This is a genomic window from Dethiobacter alkaliphilus AHT 1 (genome assembly GCF_000174415.1).
Classification (GTDB): Bacteria; Bacillota; Dethiobacteria; order Dethiobacterales; family Dethiobacteraceae; genus Dethiobacter; species Dethiobacter alkaliphilus.
The window spans coordinates 255,587-271,772 of record NZ_ACJM01000001.1 but is presented as its reverse complement, the minus strand read 5'-3'; the positions used below and the strand labels follow the sequence as shown (position 1 = coordinate 271,772).

21 protein-coding genes are annotated in these 16,186 nt (G+C 49.4%); 4 read left to right on the top strand and 17 right to left on the bottom strand.

What is annotated here, in order from left to right:
* Positions 1–4: 4 nt before the first annotated feature.
* The 4 genes from DEALDRAFT_RS01365 to DEALDRAFT_RS01350 form a co-directional block, all read right to left on the bottom strand.
* Entirely contained in the window at positions 5–1,297 is a 1,293-nt protein-coding gene (locus DEALDRAFT_RS01365) for a homoserine dehydrogenase (protein WP_008514141.1), read from the bottom strand.
* Positions 1,298–1,327: 30 nt separating this feature from the next.
* Positions 1,328–1,774, bottom strand: coding sequence for an ACT domain-containing protein (locus DEALDRAFT_RS01360; RefSeq protein ID WP_008514140.1), 447 nt, complete (start codon positions 1,772–1,774; stop codon positions 1,328–1,330).
* Positions 1,775–1,899: 125 nt separating this feature from the next.
* Positions 1,900–2,115 carry a LysM peptidoglycan-binding domain-containing protein gene (locus DEALDRAFT_RS01355; RefSeq protein WP_008514138.1) on the bottom strand — a complete coding sequence of 72 codons (216 nt, stop codon included), beginning with the start codon at positions 2,113–2,115 and terminating at the stop codon, positions 1,900–1,902.
* Between the two features lie 56 nt (positions 2,116–2,171).
* Complete coding sequence (locus DEALDRAFT_RS01350) at positions 2,172–3,125, bottom strand: DUF4367 domain-containing protein (protein ID WP_040378254.1); 954 nt, start codon at positions 3,123–3,125, stop codon at positions 2,172–2,174.
* Here DEALDRAFT_RS01350 and DEALDRAFT_RS16800 point away from each other — a divergent pair.
* A complete protein-coding gene (locus DEALDRAFT_RS16800) occupies positions 3,124–3,276 on the top strand; it encodes a hypothetical protein (RefSeq protein ID WP_153246586.1) in 153 nt (50 codons plus the stop codon). The two genes, DEALDRAFT_RS01350 and DEALDRAFT_RS16800, sit on opposite strands and share 2 nt — an antisense overlap.
* Here the strand turns inward: DEALDRAFT_RS16800 and DEALDRAFT_RS01345 are convergent.
* The 12 genes from DEALDRAFT_RS01345 to DEALDRAFT_RS01290 form a co-directional block, all read right to left on the bottom strand.
* On the bottom strand, positions 3,273–3,719 hold the full coding sequence (locus DEALDRAFT_RS01345; RefSeq protein ID WP_008514134.1) for a CBS domain-containing protein: 447 nt from the start codon (positions 3,717–3,719) through the stop codon (positions 3,273–3,275). The genes DEALDRAFT_RS16800 and DEALDRAFT_RS01345 overlap by 4 nt on opposite strands.
* A 12-nt stretch (positions 3,720–3,731) precedes the next feature.
* Positions 3,732–5,270: a bifunctional ADP-dependent NAD(P)H-hydrate dehydratase/NAD(P)H-hydrate epimerase gene (locus DEALDRAFT_RS01340; protein WP_008514132.1), complete on the bottom strand. Its 1,539-nt coding sequence runs from the start codon at positions 5,268–5,270 to the stop codon at positions 3,732–3,734.
* A gap of 86 nt (positions 5,271–5,356) precedes the next feature.
* A complete protein-coding gene (locus DEALDRAFT_RS01335) occupies positions 5,357–5,749 on the bottom strand; it encodes a YlbF family regulator (protein ID WP_008514129.1) in 393 nt (130 codons plus the stop codon).
* 17 nt (positions 5,750–5,766) lie between these two features.
* A complete protein-coding gene (nifU, locus tag DEALDRAFT_RS01330) occupies positions 5,767–6,144 on the bottom strand; it encodes a Fe-S cluster assembly scaffold protein NifU (protein ID WP_008514127.1) in 378 nt (125 codons plus the stop codon).
* 11 nt (positions 6,145–6,155) lie between these two features.
* A complete protein-coding gene (gene nifS / locus DEALDRAFT_RS01325; protein ID WP_008514126.1) occupies positions 6,156–7,325 on the bottom strand; it encodes a cysteine desulfurase NifS in 1,170 nt (389 codons plus the stop codon).
* Between the two features lie 11 nt (positions 7,326–7,336).
* On the bottom strand, positions 7,337–7,759 hold the full coding sequence (locus DEALDRAFT_RS01320) for an RrF2 family transcriptional regulator (protein ID WP_008514124.1): 423 nt from the start codon (positions 7,757–7,759) through the stop codon (positions 7,337–7,339).
* 104 nt (positions 7,760–7,863) lie between these two features.
* The gene (gene acpS, locus DEALDRAFT_RS01315; protein WP_008514122.1) at positions 7,864–8,244 is read right to left on the bottom strand and encodes a holo-ACP synthase; all 381 of its coding nucleotides are present in this window, start codon (positions 8,242–8,244) and stop codon (positions 7,864–7,866) included.
* A 47-nt stretch (positions 8,245–8,291) separates the two neighbouring features.
* On the bottom strand, positions 8,292–9,002 hold the full coding sequence (locus tag DEALDRAFT_RS01310) for a response regulator transcription factor (RefSeq protein WP_008514120.1): 711 nt from the start codon (positions 9,000–9,002) through the stop codon (positions 8,292–8,294).
* On the bottom strand, positions 8,995–10,671 hold the full coding sequence (locus DEALDRAFT_RS01305) for an ATP-binding protein (protein WP_008514117.1): 1,677 nt from the start codon (positions 10,669–10,671) through the stop codon (positions 8,995–8,997). The genes DEALDRAFT_RS01310 and DEALDRAFT_RS01305 overlap by 8 nt, the downstream gene beginning before the upstream one ends.
* A gap of 96 nt (positions 10,672–10,767) precedes the next feature.
* Positions 10,768–11,742 (bottom strand): hypothetical protein, encoded by a 975-nt coding sequence (locus DEALDRAFT_RS01300; protein ID WP_008514115.1) that lies wholly within the window; start codon positions 11,740–11,742, stop codon positions 10,768–10,770.
* A 145-nt stretch (positions 11,743–11,887) separates the two neighbouring features.
* Positions 11,888–12,535, bottom strand: coding sequence for an HAD hydrolase-like protein (locus DEALDRAFT_RS01295; protein WP_008514113.1), 648 nt, complete (start codon positions 12,533–12,535; stop codon positions 11,888–11,890).
* Positions 12,536–12,549: 14 nt separating this feature from the next.
* Positions 12,550–13,698, bottom strand: a complete 1,149-nt coding sequence (locus DEALDRAFT_RS01290) for a THUMP domain-containing class I SAM-dependent RNA methyltransferase (RefSeq protein ID WP_008514111.1) — start codon at positions 13,696–13,698, stop codon at positions 12,550–12,552.
* A 287-nt stretch (positions 13,699–13,985) separates the two neighbouring features.
* Between DEALDRAFT_RS01290 and DEALDRAFT_RS01285 the strand changes: the two genes are divergently transcribed.
* From DEALDRAFT_RS01285 to DEALDRAFT_RS01275, 3 genes are read left to right on the top strand one after another with little or no spacing between them, the layout of a single operon-like run.
* Positions 13,986–14,306 (top strand): PadR family transcriptional regulator, encoded by a 321-nt coding sequence (locus DEALDRAFT_RS01285; RefSeq protein ID WP_008514109.1) that lies wholly within the window; start codon positions 13,986–13,988, stop codon positions 14,304–14,306.
* Positions 14,299–14,874 carry an HAAS signaling domain-containing protein gene (locus DEALDRAFT_RS01280; RefSeq protein ID WP_008514106.1) on the top strand — a complete coding sequence of 192 codons (576 nt, stop codon included), beginning with the start codon at positions 14,299–14,301 and terminating at the stop codon, positions 14,872–14,874. The genes DEALDRAFT_RS01285 and DEALDRAFT_RS01280 overlap by 8 nt, the downstream gene beginning before the upstream one ends.
* Positions 14,874–15,731 carry a DUF4097 family beta strand repeat-containing protein gene (locus DEALDRAFT_RS01275; RefSeq protein ID WP_008514105.1) on the top strand — a complete coding sequence of 286 codons (858 nt, stop codon included), beginning with the start codon at positions 14,874–14,876 and terminating at the stop codon, positions 15,729–15,731. Before DEALDRAFT_RS01280 ends, DEALDRAFT_RS01275 begins: the two co-directional genes overlap by 1 nt.
* A 39-nt stretch (positions 15,732–15,770) precedes the next feature.
* Here the strand turns inward: DEALDRAFT_RS01275 and DEALDRAFT_RS01270 are convergent, their stop codons facing one another.
* Positions 15,771–16,100 (bottom strand): hypothetical protein, encoded by a 330-nt coding sequence (locus DEALDRAFT_RS01270; protein ID WP_008514102.1) that lies wholly within the window; start codon positions 16,098–16,100, stop codon positions 15,771–15,773.
* Between the last annotated feature and the right edge of the window lie 86 nt (positions 16,101–16,186).

Sequence of the window (16,186 nt, the reverse complement as noted above, 5' to 3'; positions counted from 1 at the left end):
TGTGCTACTCTATTACCCGCAAAATAGCGTTTATGCTGCGAATCGCCGGCATAGCCTCTATTGTATCCAGTGCTTTTTGGAAATTGCCTTCGGACACCCCGTGGGTCACCAACACAATTTCTGCCGTTTCTGCGTCACTGCGTTTTTGAATAATCATATCCAAGCTCACCTTTGTTTCGCCAAAGGCTGTGGCCAGGCTGGCAAAGACGCCGGGTTCATCCTTGGCCTTCAGGCGCAGATAAAACCGTGACTGCTGCTTCTCCATGGGTACCACTTTCTTTGTGCCGAAGGTGGCCTCCACAATGCCGTTTTCCACTTCGTGTTGCAGACAACGGGCCGCATCCATAATATCGGCACAGACGGCGCTGCCGGTGGGCAGGGAACCGGCACCGGGCCCATAAAACATAACTTCGCCCACCGCATCCCCTTCCAGGAAAATGGCGTTAAATTCATTGGCCACCGCCGCCAACGGATGGTCGGCAGGAATCAGGGTGGGATGGACACGCAGCTGCAGCCCTTCCTCCGTCTCTTCCCCGATGGCCAGAAGCTTAATGGCATAGCCCAGCTCCTGGGCATAACGGATATCCCGCAGCTTAACGTTGGTGATACCCTCAACAAAAATGTCTTTCATATCAATTTTACTGGAGAAGGACAGGGCCGCAATAATGGCCAGTTTATAGGAAGCATCCAGCCCTTCAATGTCGGAAGCAGGATCAGCCTCGGCAAAGCCTTTTTCCTGTGCTTCAGCCAACGCTTCCGAAAACTCCTTCCCTTCGCAGGACATTTGCGTCAGAATATAATTGGTTGTCCCGTTAACAATCCCCATTACCTTCTCAATATGGTTGGCAGCCAGGGAGTTTTTCAGCGGCCGGATTAAAGGGATACCCCCGGCCACGCTGGCCTCATAAAAGATATTTCGGTTCTGGTTTTTGGCAATGGCCAGCAGTTCCAAACCGTGTTGCGCCATCAGATCTTTATTGGCGGTTACCACAAATTTGCCGTTTTCCAAAGCCCGGGCAATGGCCTGACGGGCCAGGTCCACGCCTCCCATCACTTCCACCACAATATCAATGTCCGGGTCATTTACCACATGGTCGGGATGATCTACAATCAGGGAAGGATCAACCTCTATCTCACGGGGTTTATGCGGGTCGCGCACCGCAATCCGCTTTACTTCCAGGCCTACGCCCAGCTTGTGCCGAATTTCCTCGCCGTTCTTTTCCAGAATGCGCAGGACTCCGGTTCCTACAGTTCCTAACCCAATCATACCAATTTGCAGTACGTCTTTTTTCGTCACTTAGCTCACTCCTGTATTTCAGTGTCTGGTTTAGTTCTGTCCGATTAGTTCCAGCTTTTGCACGCCGGGAATGCGGGACAGGTCTGCCAGCAATTGATCGACATCATCTTTTAACTCCGCTGTTTCAAAAGAAATGGAGGCATTGGCAACGCCCTGCAGCGGGATTCCCTGATTAATGGTCAGTACATTACCGTGGGCCAGGGCAATGGTTTTCAATACTTCAGAGAGCACACCGGCGGTGTGTTCAAGTATCAGTGAAATGGTGAGAATCTTACCGTGACTGGCTTCCCGAAAGGGAAAAATATAGTCCCGGTACTTATAAAAAGCGGCGCGGCTGATACCCACTGCGGAAATAGCATCATTGGCCGTCTTTGCCTGGCCTTTTTTCAGCATTTCTTTGGCCTCTGCCGTCTTTTTCAGGACCTGTGGCAGCACGTTCTCCCTAACAAGATAGAATTTATGCTCCGTGTCTTTCATCGCCAGCCTCCTGTCTACTGCACACGTACAATGATTCACGTATGCTAAACATTATAGCACCGCCTCTGCTTTCCTGCAACAGTTTTTTAGCAAAAAAAAACTGCTGACTCCAGCAGTTAAAATAATCAAGTTTTTCGGCTCGGTTCTTTGGGCAGTGGCAGGCAAATAAATGTACCAATCTGCAGGTTTTTCGGATCCAATCCCGGGTTTAGCGCCAAGATAGCTTCCACAGTAACCCCCTGCTCCTTGGCAATTTTATACAGGGTATCTCCCGGGGCAATTTCCAGAAACAGACCCGTCGGACATGGCGGAATAACCGGAGGGTGCTTATCAAGACCCATTAAATCACTCCTTTTTTTATCCTATGCAAAAATAAGACAACGGGAACTCCGTTGTCTTAGTCGGTCTGCATTGATTCTGCCACCTGAAGCATTTCTTCCTGCGGCAGGCTTCCGGAAAGCACAAAACTTATGGTTTCATTGGACCACCAAAGAGTAGCCAGTTCATCGGAAGTATTGGGATGATAATAGCCGGTGATTCCGTTAATTACAACTTCCTGTGTAGCTTCCGAGAGGTGCGGCTGTTTTTCTGTGGAAGGAGACTGCACCACCGTAAAATGATAATCACCTTTATAAATAAACAGCAATTGCGGTATCTGGTTTTCTTCGCTCTGGGAAATCAGAAACAGAAAACTGCCCTCAGGTACATAACCCGGAGTATACACAGGATAAGGCCATGAGTCCTGCGCCTCATCCAGCGACATAGGCTCTACCAGACAATGTGATTCCAATTCCCACTGGTCTTGCGCACTAAACTGAAATAAATCCGGTGAGATTTTGTCATTTAACTGCAAAGTTGTACATTTAACCCTGCTTAATAATTGGTCATTAATAAATGTCTCCACTATTACGGGGAACCGGCTTCGCCGGTCTAACCAGAGCCGCACCAGTTCATCATCCCGGTCTCCTTTAAAAGACGCCACATAATATTTTTGACCGTCCTTTTCCTGCTGTCCTTCAAAGGAGTATTCCTCTGCCTCCAGCAGTCGGTTCAAATAGCCGGCCAGAAAGAAAGGTGGAGATACTTCGGCGGCCAAGTCGGCATCCAGGCGGTAATGGTCTTCAATACCGGGCTGATAGACATAAATTTGTGTACCGTCGCAGATAAACACCTGGGTTCCCGTTGTTGAAGTTACCTCCACACGCCAGTTTGCCGGAGCCTCCATCCACTGCTTTATCCGGTAATACTGTTCACCTTCGGTGCTGTACACCGTGGCCTCCAGCTCGGCGTAATAACTTTCTGCTTTGCCTAAGGCCTCTTCCACCTGCTCAGGCAGGCGCTCTGCAGTCATGGAACACCCACTTATAAAAAGTAGCAACACCAATAATGCTGTCAGTGCCCTGGCCACAACAGCCTCTCCCCTTTCTCCACCTGTAAATATTGCCTACTGGTGGAAGAGCGGGGAAAACAGCATTGACAGCAATACGGTCAAAGCCGGCTAAACCATGGCTTTGACCAGGTCCTGCCTGCTGACAATTCCCGTCAGTTTCCCTGCGGCATCCACCACCGGAACACGATTAACCTGTCTTTCCACCATCATGGTTGCAATATCTTCAATGGGCGTATCTTCTTTAACGGTAAATACTTTACGGGTCATAATCTCCACCACTTTTGTGGCCGTCATTTTTTCCAGATCTTTGGCCACCCGTTGCGGGTTTTCCAGATATATCACACCGCCAAGAATTTCCAGAAATGCGGGAGTATGCAGCTTTTTGTCCTGATGAATCAGGTCTCCTTCGGTCACCATGCCCACCACGCGCTGCTCTTTATCCACCACCGGAACACCGCTGATTCTGTGTTCAACCAAAATCGCTGCCACGTCGTTGATGGTGGCCTCCTGACTTACAGAGATAACATTTGTGGTCATAATTTCTTTTGCTAACATTGCGTACTCCTCCTACATATGTATTTTTTCTGTTTGCAGATATGCCAGGGAAATATGGTCAATGATGTCACCTGCAACCAGTGCCGCCTTACTGATATTTTCCACAGCCAAATCAGCTGCCAGGCCATGCAGATAAACTGCAGCACAGGCTGCTTTATGCGTACTCATCCCCTGGGCCAAAAGTGACACCAGCAGCCCGGTTAATACATCACCGCTGCCTGCAGAGGCCATACCGCTGTTGCCGGTCACATTAAGGAAAACCTCATCTTCGGTGGCAACCAACGTGTGGGCTCCTTTGAGAACAACGGTGCTTCGGTAAGCGGTGCAAAGCTCACGGGCTGCCTGCAAACGGTGGGACTCAACCTGGGAAACGGTTGTGTCAAGCAGTCGGGCCGCCTCTCCGGGGTGAGGAGTAAGGATGACAGGAGCCTTGCGCCCGTCCATAAGCTGTGGTTTTTTGGCCAGCAGATTTAAGGCGCCGGCATCCAGCACCACCGGCAGCTGACATTCAGCCATAATCCCAGCCAAAAGCCACAGGGTTTCTTCATCCTCCGCCAGTCCCGGCCCAACGGCCAACGACCGGCAGCTTTGCCATCTCTCTCTTAACAGCGGCAGAGCCGATGCATGCAGCCGCCCAGCCTCATTTTCCGGCAGCGGCATTGTGATAGCTTCGGCCACCTGGCTTGCCACCATGGGCTGCACACTCTGCGGCGTGGCGGCAAATACCAGGCCGCATCCGCCGCGCAGCGCTGCACGGGCAGAAAGGGTGGCTGCACCGGACATGCCCCGGGAGCCGGCTAATAAAAGCGCCGAACCAAAAGTACCTTTATGGGTATTAGCGGGCCGCCCCGGCAGTGCAGAGGCCACCTGCTCCTTTGTCAACATTGCCAGGCCGTGTCCTGTCAAAAGCGGCCGTGGAATGCCGATATCGGCAATTTCCAGCCGCCCGGCATGTCCTGCTCCGGGAAAAAGAAGTAATCCGCGCTTGGGAAGGGCAAAGGTGACGGTAAAATCGGCCTGCACCGCTTCTCCCAGCACTTGGCCGGTGTCGGCACTGATTCCGGAGGGGATGTCCACCGCCAATACCGGTGCCGGCGCTTTATTAATGAGGCGGATAATATCTGCATAAAAGGAATCCACTTCCCGGGTTACACCGGTACCCAAAAGAGCATCCACCACCAGGTCTGCCGCAGCCAATTCAGCTTCCAGCGCCGCCAAAGCATGGTCTTGCCGCAGATTAGTACACGGTATTTCCAGTTTATGCAGGATATTAAGATTTATCAGTGCGTCGCCCCGATATTCTGATGTGTCCGCTGTGGTCCACACGGTCAGGTTTTTGTGTGGAGACAGATGCCGGGCCACCACAAAACCATCACCGCCGTTGTTTCCTTTACCGGCCACCACCACTATCCTGGGTCCGCAACCCAGGCGATTAATGGCCTCCACCAAGCGCAGCCCCGCATTCTCCATCAGCACAACGCCGGGTATTTTGTATTCCTCAATGGCCCGGCGGTCAATCTCCTGCATCTGGGCTGCAGTAACAATATCCATAGATTTACACCCCCTGACGGTTTCTACACAGTAGAGGGAAAAAAAGGCGCAATAATTGCGCCTTTACTTGACTAACACCTCTTTTTCTAGCAGCAACCACCTGAACAGCCGCCGCCACCACCGCCACCATGGCTATGGCTATGGCCTCCGGCTTCCATTCCGGTCACACGGGAGATGGTTCCGTTTACGGCTGCCAACAGGCCTTCCACTTCTTTCTTTGCTTCCAGGTAGGCCTTAATTTCAGGATTTTCCAGCATGGTGCGCTGATGTTCACGAAGCTCGTCAACTTGCTCCTGAGAGACTTTTTTTCCACCCAGTTGGGTATCGCGTAAGGCCTGCTGCTTATCGGAGAAAGTGTTTACCAAATCCTGTGCTTCATCACTGGCTTCCATGGCTTCCTTGGCCCGGGTAAAATCTTTGTATTCATCGGAGTCCAAAATGGCCTCACCCAGCTGTTCAGCTAACTCCAAAGGCTTCATATTTTCCCTCCTGATATTTATTCGTCATTGCGTTTGTTCTTTAAATCCTCAATGGCTTTGTGCAGAGCATCGGCGGCCAGATTAGAACAGTGCATTTTGTTTTCCGGCAGACCGCCCAGCTCTTCTGCCACCTTCTTGTTGGTAATTTCCAATGCTTCATCGATGGTTTTTCCCTTTACCATCTCGGTCACCACACTGCTGGTGGCGATGGCGGCACCGCAGCCAAAGGTGCGGAATTTAACATCTTCTATAACATTCTCATCATTCACCTTAATGTATATCCGCATGATGTCGCCACACTTCATGTTCCCCACTTCGCCCACGCCATCTGCATTGTCAATTTCCCCGACATTGCGTGGATTGGTAAAATGCTCCATTACTTTTTCCGTGTACATCACTCCACCCCCTAGTTTTCAGATTTACAGGCATACACAGGAGACATGGAACGCAGGCGCTCCACAACTTCCGGTATAACTTCAAGTACATAATCAATTTCTTCTTCTGTATTGTCGCGGCCCAGCGTGAGACGCAAAGAGCCGTGAGCAGTCTGATGGTCAAGGCCCATGGCCATCAGCACATGTGAGGGATCCAAAGAACCTGAGGTGCAGGCAGAGCCGCTGGAAGCCGCAATGCCTTTTAAGTCCAGGCTGAGAATCAGGGATTCCCCCTCTACATACTGAATGGAAACGTTAACACTGCCGGGCAAACGCTCTTGGGGATGCCCGTTTAGCTTGGTATCTTCAATCTGCATCAGTCCGTCAATTAGCTTATCCCGCAGTTTTCTCACCTGTTCTGTTTTCTGTTCCAGGTCGGTGACCGCCAGCTCTATGGCTTTGCCCATCCCAATAATACCGGGAACATTTTCCGTGCCGGGGCGCATTTTGCGCTCCTGGGCACCGCCAAAGTTATAAACCTTCAGTTTCGTTCCTTTACGGACATAAAGAGCGCCCACCCCTTTGGGGCCATAAAATTTATGGGCGGACATGGATAGTAAATCACAGTTTATCTCTTCCACATTAACGGGCAGGCTGCCGATGGCCTGCACCGCATCGGTATGAAAAGTAATGCCGCGCTCCTTGGCCAGTTTGCCAATTTCCGCTACAGGCATGATGGTTCCCACTTCGTTATTGGCCATCATGATAGTAATCAGGATGGTTTGGTCGGTGATGGCCGCCTCCACATCCTTTACATTCACCATGCCATGCTCATCCACAGGGACGGCGGTAACTTCAAAGCCCTCGTCTTTTAGGGCATTGCAGGTATCAATCACCGCATGGTGCTCCACCGCACTGGTGATGATATGGTTGCCTTTTTTCCGCAGTGCCCTGGCCACACCACGAATGGCTAAATTATCGGATTCGGTGCCTCCGGAGGTGAAAATGATTTCCCGTGGCTGCGCACCAATGGCGGCGGCCACCTTTTCCCTGGCCTCCTCCACAGCTTTACGCACCTCACGTCCGAAGAAGTGAATACTGGACGGATTGCCGTAAATTTCTGTCATATAAGGCATCATAGTCTCCAGGACTTCCGGGTTCATCTTAGTTGTTGCGCCGTGGTCCAAATATATTTTTTTCATGGACAGCCCTCCTATGTCGAATCGGCCGACATCTTTATTACATCGGCCAGTGTAATATCATTTAAAACTTCAGACATTGTATCCCGCAGCTTTTCCCATATTCCGCGCGTGAGGCATGCGGCACTGCGCCCGCAGGCATCCGTATTTCCTTCCCCCACACATTCCACCGGAGCTATGGGGCCTTCCAGAGCGCGCAGGATATCGCCAACCTTAATTTCATCCGGTGGACGGGCCAGCACATAACCTCCCTTGGCTCCCCGCACCGAATCAATCAGACCGGCACGCCTGAGCGGCAGAAAAATCTGCTCCAGAAACTGATAGGAAATCCCTTCACGCTTGGCAATTTCGCGCAGGGGAATGGGCCCGGCCCGAAATTCCAGCGCCAGAATTGCCATGGCACGTACACCGTATTCTCCTTTTGCAGAAACCTTCATACACATTACCTGCCCATCAAATCCCGATAAATTTACTCGGCTTTACATTAGAGTATCAGACGGCATTTCTGCCGTCAAGTGTATTTTAACATTTATATATAGTTTTATAATTCTGTAAGAATGGCTGCCACTGCCTGCGCCACGGCATATTCCCGGGCGTGACTAAGGGATATGGAAATTTGACCCAGGCACAGCTCTTTGGCACGGCTCGCTGCCCTGCCGTGCAGATTAACCACAGGCTGTCCGCCGGCAAGAGTGAGAATCTCCACCTCTCTCCAGCCAATAGAGCCAATACCTGTCCCCAAAAGCTTAGCTACCGCCTCTTTTCCGGCAAAGCGGGCCGCCAGATGCTTTTCCACATGTTTACGTCCGGCCAGCTGAGCTTGTTCCTCTGCGGTAAAGAAACGTTTCATAAATAGCTGTGGGCGCCGGCGATAGGCGCGGGCAATCCTGGATATTTCAATAATGTCAACGCCGCATCGCAAAAAGCATCCCTCACTATCATTATGCCCAAGTAAAAATAAATTAGAAATTAAATAGAGACCGCTTCAAACTTATATCCAATCCCCCAAACGGTACGCAGATAGGTAGGGTTGGCAGGATCTTTTTCTATTTTTTCCCGGATGCGGCGAATTAACACGGTTACTGTGCCCGCATCTCCAAAATATTCATTGCCCCATACCATATCCAAAAGCTGGTCGCGGCTGTACACAACGCCGGGATTATTGGCCAAAACCCATAACAGGTCAAACTCTTTGGCTGTCAGATAGACATCTTCCCCGTTTAAACGGACTTCCCGGGTTTTGCTGTTAATATATAAACGGCCGTCATCGAAGGTGCCTTCTTTAAGGCGAGGGGCCAGCTCTTCACCGCTGACCCGGCGCAGCACTGCCTTAACACGGAGCGCCAGTTCCGAGGGGCTAAAGGGTTTGGTGACATAATCATCAACTCCCAGATTAAAGCCAAACGCTTTGTCTTCCAGCTCATCCTTAGCAGTGAGGATAATAACCGGCGTGTTATCACCACGGTTGCGCATTGCTTTGCAAACCTCAAAGCCATCCATCTCCGGCATCATTAAATCCAGAACCAGCAAATCGGGATGCTCTGTCTCCAGCTTCTGCAGAGCCTCTAATCCGTCACAGGCATGCACAACACGGTAGGCATCCTTGCGCAGACTTTGCTCCACAATGCGCCTGATTTTCGGCTCATCATCTACTACGAGAATCTTTGTTGTTTTACTCATCATTTAATCCTCCTTCTTGCTTGGCAAAGGGAATGTGGATTGTAAATGTGGTTCCTTCTCCGACTTCACTGTTAACTGAGATATTGCCATCCTGTAATTCTGCAAGCGTTTTCACCAACGCCAGGCCCAGGCCTGTGCCGTTGCGACGGCGTTTTAGTGAATCTTCCCCCTGCCGGAATTTCTCAAAGATATGCGGCATCAATTCCGGAGGAATGCCGTCCCCGTTATCTTCCACGGAAATGGCGGCAAACTCATTGTCTGCTTTGGCGTAGATGTGAACATAGCCGCCTTCCTTACTGTGTTTAACAGCATTGGCAATAAGGTTACTGAGCATTTGCCGTAACCGTTCCGGATCACCGTAAACCAGCGGCAAATCAACTGCGCTTACATCCAGGCGCACACCGTTTTGATAGGCAATGGAAGACATGGTGCGGCGAACGGCACGAAAGACATCATTTAAGTCTACATTTTCTTTATCCAGGCGCAAATGACCTGCTTCAAACTTGGCCATATCCAAAATATCATTAATCAACAGCATCAGCTGCTGGGCACTGGTTTTAATATCCATCAGGTTTTCTTGCTGCTCTTCATTAATGGGTCCGGGTATTTCATCGAGAAGTAGCTCACAGAAAGCCACAATGGAAGTTAGCGGTGTCCGCAGCTCATGAGTCATGGTGGCCATAAACTCACTCTTTAAGCGGCTGTTTTCGCTGAGCTTTTGGTTAAGCACGGCCAGAGATTTTTTTCCTTCCGTCAGCCGCAGATTGGCCGCTTCCAATTCCCTGGTACGGGACTTGACCTTCCGCTCCATATTATCATAGAGGTCTTTTATTTTGGCGACCATGTCGGAAAACTCCCGGGAAAGGGTAGCAACTTCCCCATAAGCATGGATATCGCCGAAATCGGCATTCAGATTTCCCTTACCTACCTCCAGTACCCGGTTTGTCAACTCCTGGAGGGGCCGGGCCACCAAACGGCTGGTGACAAACATGATGACGGAAAGGGTTACAACAAGCAATATAGCGCTGAATACAAAAAGGCGGTTACGGAAACTACCTAACGCAGCCTGAGTTAAATCAGTGGGAACCACAACACTTATGGCACCGCCCAGATCACCCTCCTGCAGGCCCTCGCTGGCAAAACCGGCTACATCGATGGTACCTGCCTCTCCGCCGTGACAGTCAAGACAGGACTCCTCTATGTAGAGAGGCACAATATAGCGGAACACGCTCTGCCCATCCATATCAGCTTCCTGATAGATTTCCTCCAAGCTGCTGTCCTGAGAGAAGCGCTCCAATGCTTCCCGCTCAAAAGCATCCGGCTCGTTTTGGGGATTGCGCGGATTTACCCGGACCTGTTTAATGGCATAATCTGTACGCTCCGCCAGCAGATCGCCTACCCCCCTGCCCACCGCCGCCGGATTCAAATGCTTAAATTCAAAATTGCCCTGCGAATCGTTATTAATGCGGTCCTGATTCTTAGCTATAAAAGAACGGGTGGCAATAAACTGCTCCGTTATTATCGAAGCCTTTTCCCGAACACGGTTATATTCACTTTCCCGAAAAGAAAGGGTACTCCAGATAAAGTTAATAATTACCAGCACAGCAATCACTGTACTTAGCACCCAAAAGTATCGCCATCCCAGAGAGTTGCGCCGTGGGAGATACATAAAAAACCACCTCTGTCGAATTTGCGGCATACAGAGCACTATTCGACAAAAGTGGTTCAAACCCTTTATTAACAAAGTATTACATTCTCTCTGATGTCAACGAACAGAGAAGTTTTCTCTGTAGTGGGCACCTGTTTCCTCGCCCTCATAATATAAACTGATATTGGCGTAATTCAGCTCAGAGTTGTTATTGCCCACACCGTAAATTCCAAACTCCTCCACAAGGCCATCGCGCATCATCCAGGCAAAGGTAGCCAAATCATCAATCACCGGCAGCAACCGTCCGGTTATATGCTCTTCGCGGTTTTCAAAGGATGCCTCCAGCGTTAATTCCAGTGGGTGGCCAAGTTCATCCACACGATAGGTCAGCTCAATATCCAACAGCGACACCAACTGAGAGCGACCCGGCTCATTAAACAAACGAACCTGAGTCCGGTAGTTAAAAGACTGAGAAAGCGCTTCCAGGTCACGGGTTACATCAATATTGGCGTGATCAGGCAGGTAATCCTTCTCAATCCGCTCAATCTTTTTTATTAACTCCTGGGCATCGTGCTCAATCAGTAACGGATCACTGATGCGGGTGACTGCGCCCATTCTCTTGAAGCTCTCCAGCGGGGCAACATTTTTTGCTTCCACACTGTAATCATAGCCTTCCTGCTCCCAATGAGACAGCACACTGTCACTTAAGTAGGTCTTTGGATAAAGCGCAAGTTCCTCCGGAGCAAATTCCCGCAGCCAGTTTCTCGCATCATCCGCCGATTTAAATGAATAAGGAAGTTCTACTTCATTTTCCAGCTCTTCCACAGCACCTTCAGCGCCATCAGAACCATCATATTTTATAAATTTACGCACAAACTTAGAGCCGTCATCACTTAGGCTCTCATCCAGCAGGATATAATAAGTTTGTTCCGGGACAACTTTAAAGTTAACATCGGCCAGGCTGATGATTTGGTCGCCCACATCAGCAGACATGTCCAGCTGGACAAATTCCTTTTCGTTTGGGGAAGAAGAGGAAGCACAGCCGGTAAGCATAAGTAACAGTATCAATAGCGGAAACGCATTTTTAATCATAGAATTCCCCTTCCCAGCATCTCCTTACTATCATAACAGATGCTGTACCCGCTAATGTTACTGTTTTTTTACATCGACGCCCTAATTCGTTAAGTTTTTTTAAAACATCCCACCAATATACATTAACCGGCAAACCAAGTACCGCTTATTGGCAGAGCAGCCTTGCCAGTTCCGCCACCGATGAAACAAGATAATCGGGTTCTTCATTTCTGAGCTCTGCTTCAGAACCGTAACCAAAAGTAACAGCGATAGAAGCCATACCGTGTGCCTTGGCCCCGATGATATCATACTTTCTGTCGCCGATCATCACTGCCTGCTTTTGCTCCCGGGGAGGAATCACCTCCAGTATTTCTGCTATAATTTCCCGCTTTGCGGTACGGGTACCATCTGGATTTCCGCCGATGACCAGCGAGAAAAAACCGTCCAGCTTAAAAATCTCCAATACTTGCTGGGCAAAGGCAGTCATTTTAGTGGTGGCCACATACATCTTTTTCCCTTCGCTTTGCAGGAGGGTCAAAAGCTCCACCATACCGGGCATAACCTTATTGCCAAAAATACCATCCTCTGCATAGTGGGCACGGTACAAGCAGATTGCCTCCGCCACCTGTTCTTCATTGAAGCCGTACAAGCTGCGGAAAGAATCGGCCAAAGGCGGGCCGATAAAGGCTTTAAGCTGATTTTCATCCTCTTGCTCTAAACCAAAATGCTCCAGCGTATGGCGCAGGGAACGCAAAATCCCCTCCACCGGGTCTGTTAGGGTACCGTCCAAATCAAACAGGATATGTTTAAACATTGCGTCCTCCCAATCTATTGGCTTTCTTTTTTGGGCTGTGGCTGTGGTCCGCGGTACATGTAATAATTACACTGCAGGCGGCCATTATACAGTTTCCTTTTCTTATCTGCCGGCCGGCCCAAGATTTTCTCAAACCCCAGATGGGATGAAAGGACAAAGAACGACCAGGTGGGCAAACCGTCAAATACGCTGCGCATGTCTTTATAAATGGCTTCAGCCTGCCGCACATCTCCCAGCCGTTCACCGTAGGGAGGATTGCAAATAATAAATCCGTATTCGTACCGGGAACGCAGCTTGGTAAAGGGCATCTGCTGAAAATGGATATGCTTGTCTACTCCCGCTTTTCTGGCATGGTGACGCGCCAGGCTCAGCACCTTCTCATCGATATCCGTGCCGATAATCCGCAGTTGACGATCCTGAACAATGGCGCTTTTGGCCTCCTCCCGGGCATTTCGCCACAGGCGCTCAGAAATAACAGGCCATTTTTCTGCGGCAAAACGCCGTTTCAGCCCCGGGGCAATATTTAGAGCAAGAAGCGCCGCCTCCACCGGAATGGTCCCCGAACCACAAAAGGGATCGGCCAGCACCCGGTCGGCGGGCCAGTTACTTAGCCGCACCATGGCGGCGGCCAGGGTTTCCCTCAGCGGTGCTTTGGCAGTCAGCTCACGATAGCCCCGCTTGTGCAATCCGGCGCCGCTGGTATCAATGGTGAGGGTAGCCCTGTCTTTTAGCAGACCCACTTCAATTTTATAGCGGCCGCCCGTTTCTTCAAACCAATCCTTACCGTACTTTTCCTTCATCTTCTCCACAATAGCTTTTTTAACAATGGCCTGACAATCGGAAACACTAAAGAGCTTAGATTTAACCGATTTACCGTCCACCGGAAATTCTGCATCCGCCGGAAGCCAGTCGGGCCAGGGCAGCGCTTTTGTCTGTTCAAACAACTCATCAAAAGTAGTAGCTGCAAACTCTCCCACCTTAACCAAAACCCGATCTGCCGAACGCAACCACAGATTGGTGCGACAGATGGCCTCCTCATCTCCGGCAAAAGTTACCCGTCCATTTTCCACCATCTGATCTGCATAACCCAACTCTTTTAACTCTTTGGCCACCACCGCTTCCAAGCCGAAAGCAGCGGTAGCTATCAATTCTAATTTTGCCATAGTCATCTCCTGAAATAAATGGTTTAATTGACATTTTTCCACACATTTTCTCCGTCTCCTCTTATTTTAAACCATTCTATTAGAAATAATAGGGGCCAGTTCCCAATTTTCCACCTTTCAGCCTGGCAGTGCCTTTTTGCAAATGATTAATAAGATTAAACCTGACCCCCGGTGTTCTAAAAGTTAAAAGCTGGCTGACTAAATAATGCTAGGTACCTTGCATTGTGAGGTAGCTTGTGTTATCTTGTATTCAGGAGGGAAACATTTCCGGGTGAAAGGATGTTGTTATGAATATACAATTTAAAAAGGGTGTGCTGGAGCTTTGTGTTTTAGCGCTGCTGGCACAAAAAGACCGCTATGGATACGAACTGGTTAACGAGATTTCCAAAAACATTGCCATTTCTGAAGGAACAATCTACCCTTTGCTGAAACGGCTAAAGGATGGCGGTTTTTTTACCACCTACATCCAGGAATCTCAAGAGGGGCCGCCGCGTAAATACTATCAGTTAACCGAATTGGGGCGGGAAACCAAAGAATCATTAAGCAGTGAATGGTTTTCATTTGTGGAAGGAGTTAACCGAATTATCAGGGGGAATACAGATGAATAAACATGAATTTATGACCACATTAAATAAGGCCCTGGCGGGCATAGCAACGCAAGACCGTGATGAAATAATTTTTGATTATGAAGAACACTTCCGCATCGGCCTCTCCGACGGGAAAACTGAGGAAGAAATCGCCGCATCCCTGGGAGATCCCCGCGCCATTGCCCGGCAGTTTAATGCGGACTACCACGTTCATCAGGCAGAAACCGATGCTTCTGTTAGTAACATCTTCCGGGCTGTGCTGGCCACACTGGGTCTGGGTTTTTTTAATCTTGTAATTGTTTTGGGTCCTTTCATTGCTATGCTGGCGGTACTATTTGCCTTCTATGTGGCAGGTTCGGCAATAATTTTTTCCGGTGTGGTAGTTTTCATTACCACCGTGGCCGGGCCCATTTTGCCGGTCACCAATGCATCATTAGTCCAACCCGCAGCACAGTTTTTTGCTTCCATCGGACTGATTTGCCTGGGCTTACTATTTATCATCGGCAACGTATACCTGACTAAATTCTTCTTTATCGGAACAGTAAAATATCTGCAGTTTAATCTCAAGATTATTAAGGGGGTTTCGTAATGCTTAACCTGGATATGAAAAAAATTGTTATGATTCTCTTATCACTGATGGTTGTCTCTTTTGCCCTTGCCGGAATTTTAGGAGCAGGTGCAGGACCCTGGACTGCTTCGATAGTCCCCGGCAGCCTGGAGACCATCGACGAAACCCATGTATTTGAAAGTGAAGAAGTGCAGGAAATCATTATTGAAACCATCAGCACCGATATAAACATAATTCCCACAGAAGAAAGTACAGTTAAAGTACACCTGTATGGTGAAGCAACTCCTAATTTAATCCCCTATGACTTTGCCCGGCAAAGCGGCAACAGAATTTCCGTTGATGTCCGGCCAAAACAGCAGCCGGGAATAAACTTCAATACCATCCTGCGGCTCACCCTGGATGTCTATGTACCTGGTGAATACACTGAAAAACTGCGGGCTCAGACGGTTTCAGGCGACCTGCTGGCTTCCGACCTGTCTTTACAAACACTGGCTTTCAAGTCTGTTTCCGGCAAACTGCGGGCCACCGACTTTAATGCAGAATGGGCCGACTTAAGCACCACATCCGGCAATCTGAGCATTTCCGGGTTTGCCGGAGAACTGACGTCTAAAACCGTCTCCGGGGACGTAACGCTGGATTACAAAGAGTTTGCCAATAATATTACCGTAAGCACCACTTCAGGCAACACCACGCTAATTCTTCCGGAAGACGCCGAGTTTAGCGTACAGTTTCAAACGGTTTCCGGCAAAGCAAACAGTGATTTTCCCATAACCGTAGACTCTCTCTCCGGCAACCGCAACTTTGCCGGCACCGTGGGAAGCGGGGAAAACCGGGTACAGGTCAGATCGGTATCAGGCAACCTGGAAATTAATAAATAAACAATATACAGGGCCGGGATTATCCCGGCCCTGTTCTTCTTAATGAGCGTATGAGTAACCGTAGCGCAGCAAGTCTTTTTTGGCACGCAGCAAGAGCTGCGAAATCAGAATACTTTGACCCTGCCGCCTGTCGATTTTCATAGATGAACCACAATGCTCGCTGTCTTTTCCAAGCGGGCCACACTGCAGATAACCGGCCAACCGGTCATCTTCTGTCAGAACCAAAATGTATACTTCATCTGCAGATACAGGAGTTTGCGAAATCTGTCTTGTGAACGGCTGGTCACTATATTTATCCAGCTCAACGATCATCTCCATTAGTCCCTCTGTGTGCACCGCCTTAGCATCCAAAACACGCAACCGGTACATTAGTTTCCCCCCACTGAAGTGAAAAATTTATCTGTCATATATACTATTTAGTTCTTAAGCCATTGTTTCCTGCTTAAATATAGTAT

Coding starts and splice junctions, on each gene's coding strand:
- nifU (WP_008514127.1), bottom strand. CDS start 6,144: ATGTACACGGAAAAAGTAATGGAGCATTTTACCAATCCACGCAATGTC.
- DEALDRAFT_RS01290 (WP_008514111.1), bottom strand. CDS start 13,698: ATGGCAAAATTAGAATTGATAGCTACCGCTGCTTTCGGCTTGGAAGCG.
- DEALDRAFT_RS01335 (WP_008514129.1), bottom strand. CDS start 5,749: ATGAAGCCTTTGGAGTTAGCTGAACAGCTGGGTGAGGCCATTTTGGAC.
- DEALDRAFT_RS01270 (WP_008514102.1), bottom strand. CDS start 16,100: ATGTACCGGTTGCGTGTTTTGGATGCTAAGGCGGTGCACACAGAGGGA.
- DEALDRAFT_RS01350 (WP_040378254.1), bottom strand. CDS start 3,125: ATGACTGCAGAGCGCCTGCCTGAGCAGGTGGAAGAGGCCTTAGGCAAA.
- DEALDRAFT_RS01355 (WP_008514138.1), bottom strand. CDS start 2,115: ATGGGTCTTGATAAGCACCCTCCGGTTATTCCGCCATGTCCGACGGGT.
- DEALDRAFT_RS01345 (WP_008514134.1), bottom strand. CDS start 3,719: ATGTTAGCAAAAGAAATTATGACCACAAATGTTATCTCTGTAAGTCAG.
- DEALDRAFT_RS01295 (WP_008514113.1), bottom strand. CDS start 12,535: ATGTTTAAACATATCCTGTTTGATTTGGACGGTACCCTAACAGACCCG.
- DEALDRAFT_RS01300 (WP_008514115.1), bottom strand. CDS start 11,742: ATGATTAAAAATGCGTTTCCGCTATTGATACTGTTACTTATGCTTACC.
- DEALDRAFT_RS01275 (WP_008514105.1), top strand. CDS start 14,874: ATGCTTAACCTGGATATGAAAAAAATTGTTATGATTCTCTTATCACTG.
- DEALDRAFT_RS01310 (WP_008514120.1), bottom strand. CDS start 9,002: ATGAGTAAAACAACAAAGATTCTCGTAGTAGATGATGAGCCGAAAATC.
- DEALDRAFT_RS01320 (WP_008514124.1), bottom strand. CDS start 7,759: ATGAAGGTTTCTGCAAAAGGAGAATACGGTGTACGTGCCATGGCAATT.
- DEALDRAFT_RS01285 (WP_008514109.1), top strand. CDS start 13,986: ATGAATATACAATTTAAAAAGGGTGTGCTGGAGCTTTGTGTTTTAGCG.
- nifS (WP_008514126.1), bottom strand. CDS start 7,325: ATGAAAAAAATATATTTGGACCACGGCGCAACAACTAAGATGAACCCG.
- DEALDRAFT_RS01305 (WP_008514117.1), bottom strand. CDS start 10,671: ATGTATCTCCCACGGCGCAACTCTCTGGGATGGCGATACTTTTGGGTG.
- DEALDRAFT_RS16800 (WP_153246586.1), top strand. CDS start 3,124: ATGGAACACCCACTTATAAAAAGTAGCAACACCAATAATGCTGTCAGT.
- DEALDRAFT_RS01360 (WP_008514140.1), bottom strand. CDS start 1,774: ATGAAAGACACGGAGCATAAATTCTATCTTGTTAGGGAGAACGTGCTG.
- DEALDRAFT_RS01280 (WP_008514106.1), top strand. CDS start 14,299: ATGAATAAACATGAATTTATGACCACATTAAATAAGGCCCTGGCGGGC.
- DEALDRAFT_RS01340 (WP_008514132.1), bottom strand. CDS start 5,270: ATGGATATTGTTACTGCAGCCCAGATGCAGGAGATTGACCGCCGGGCC.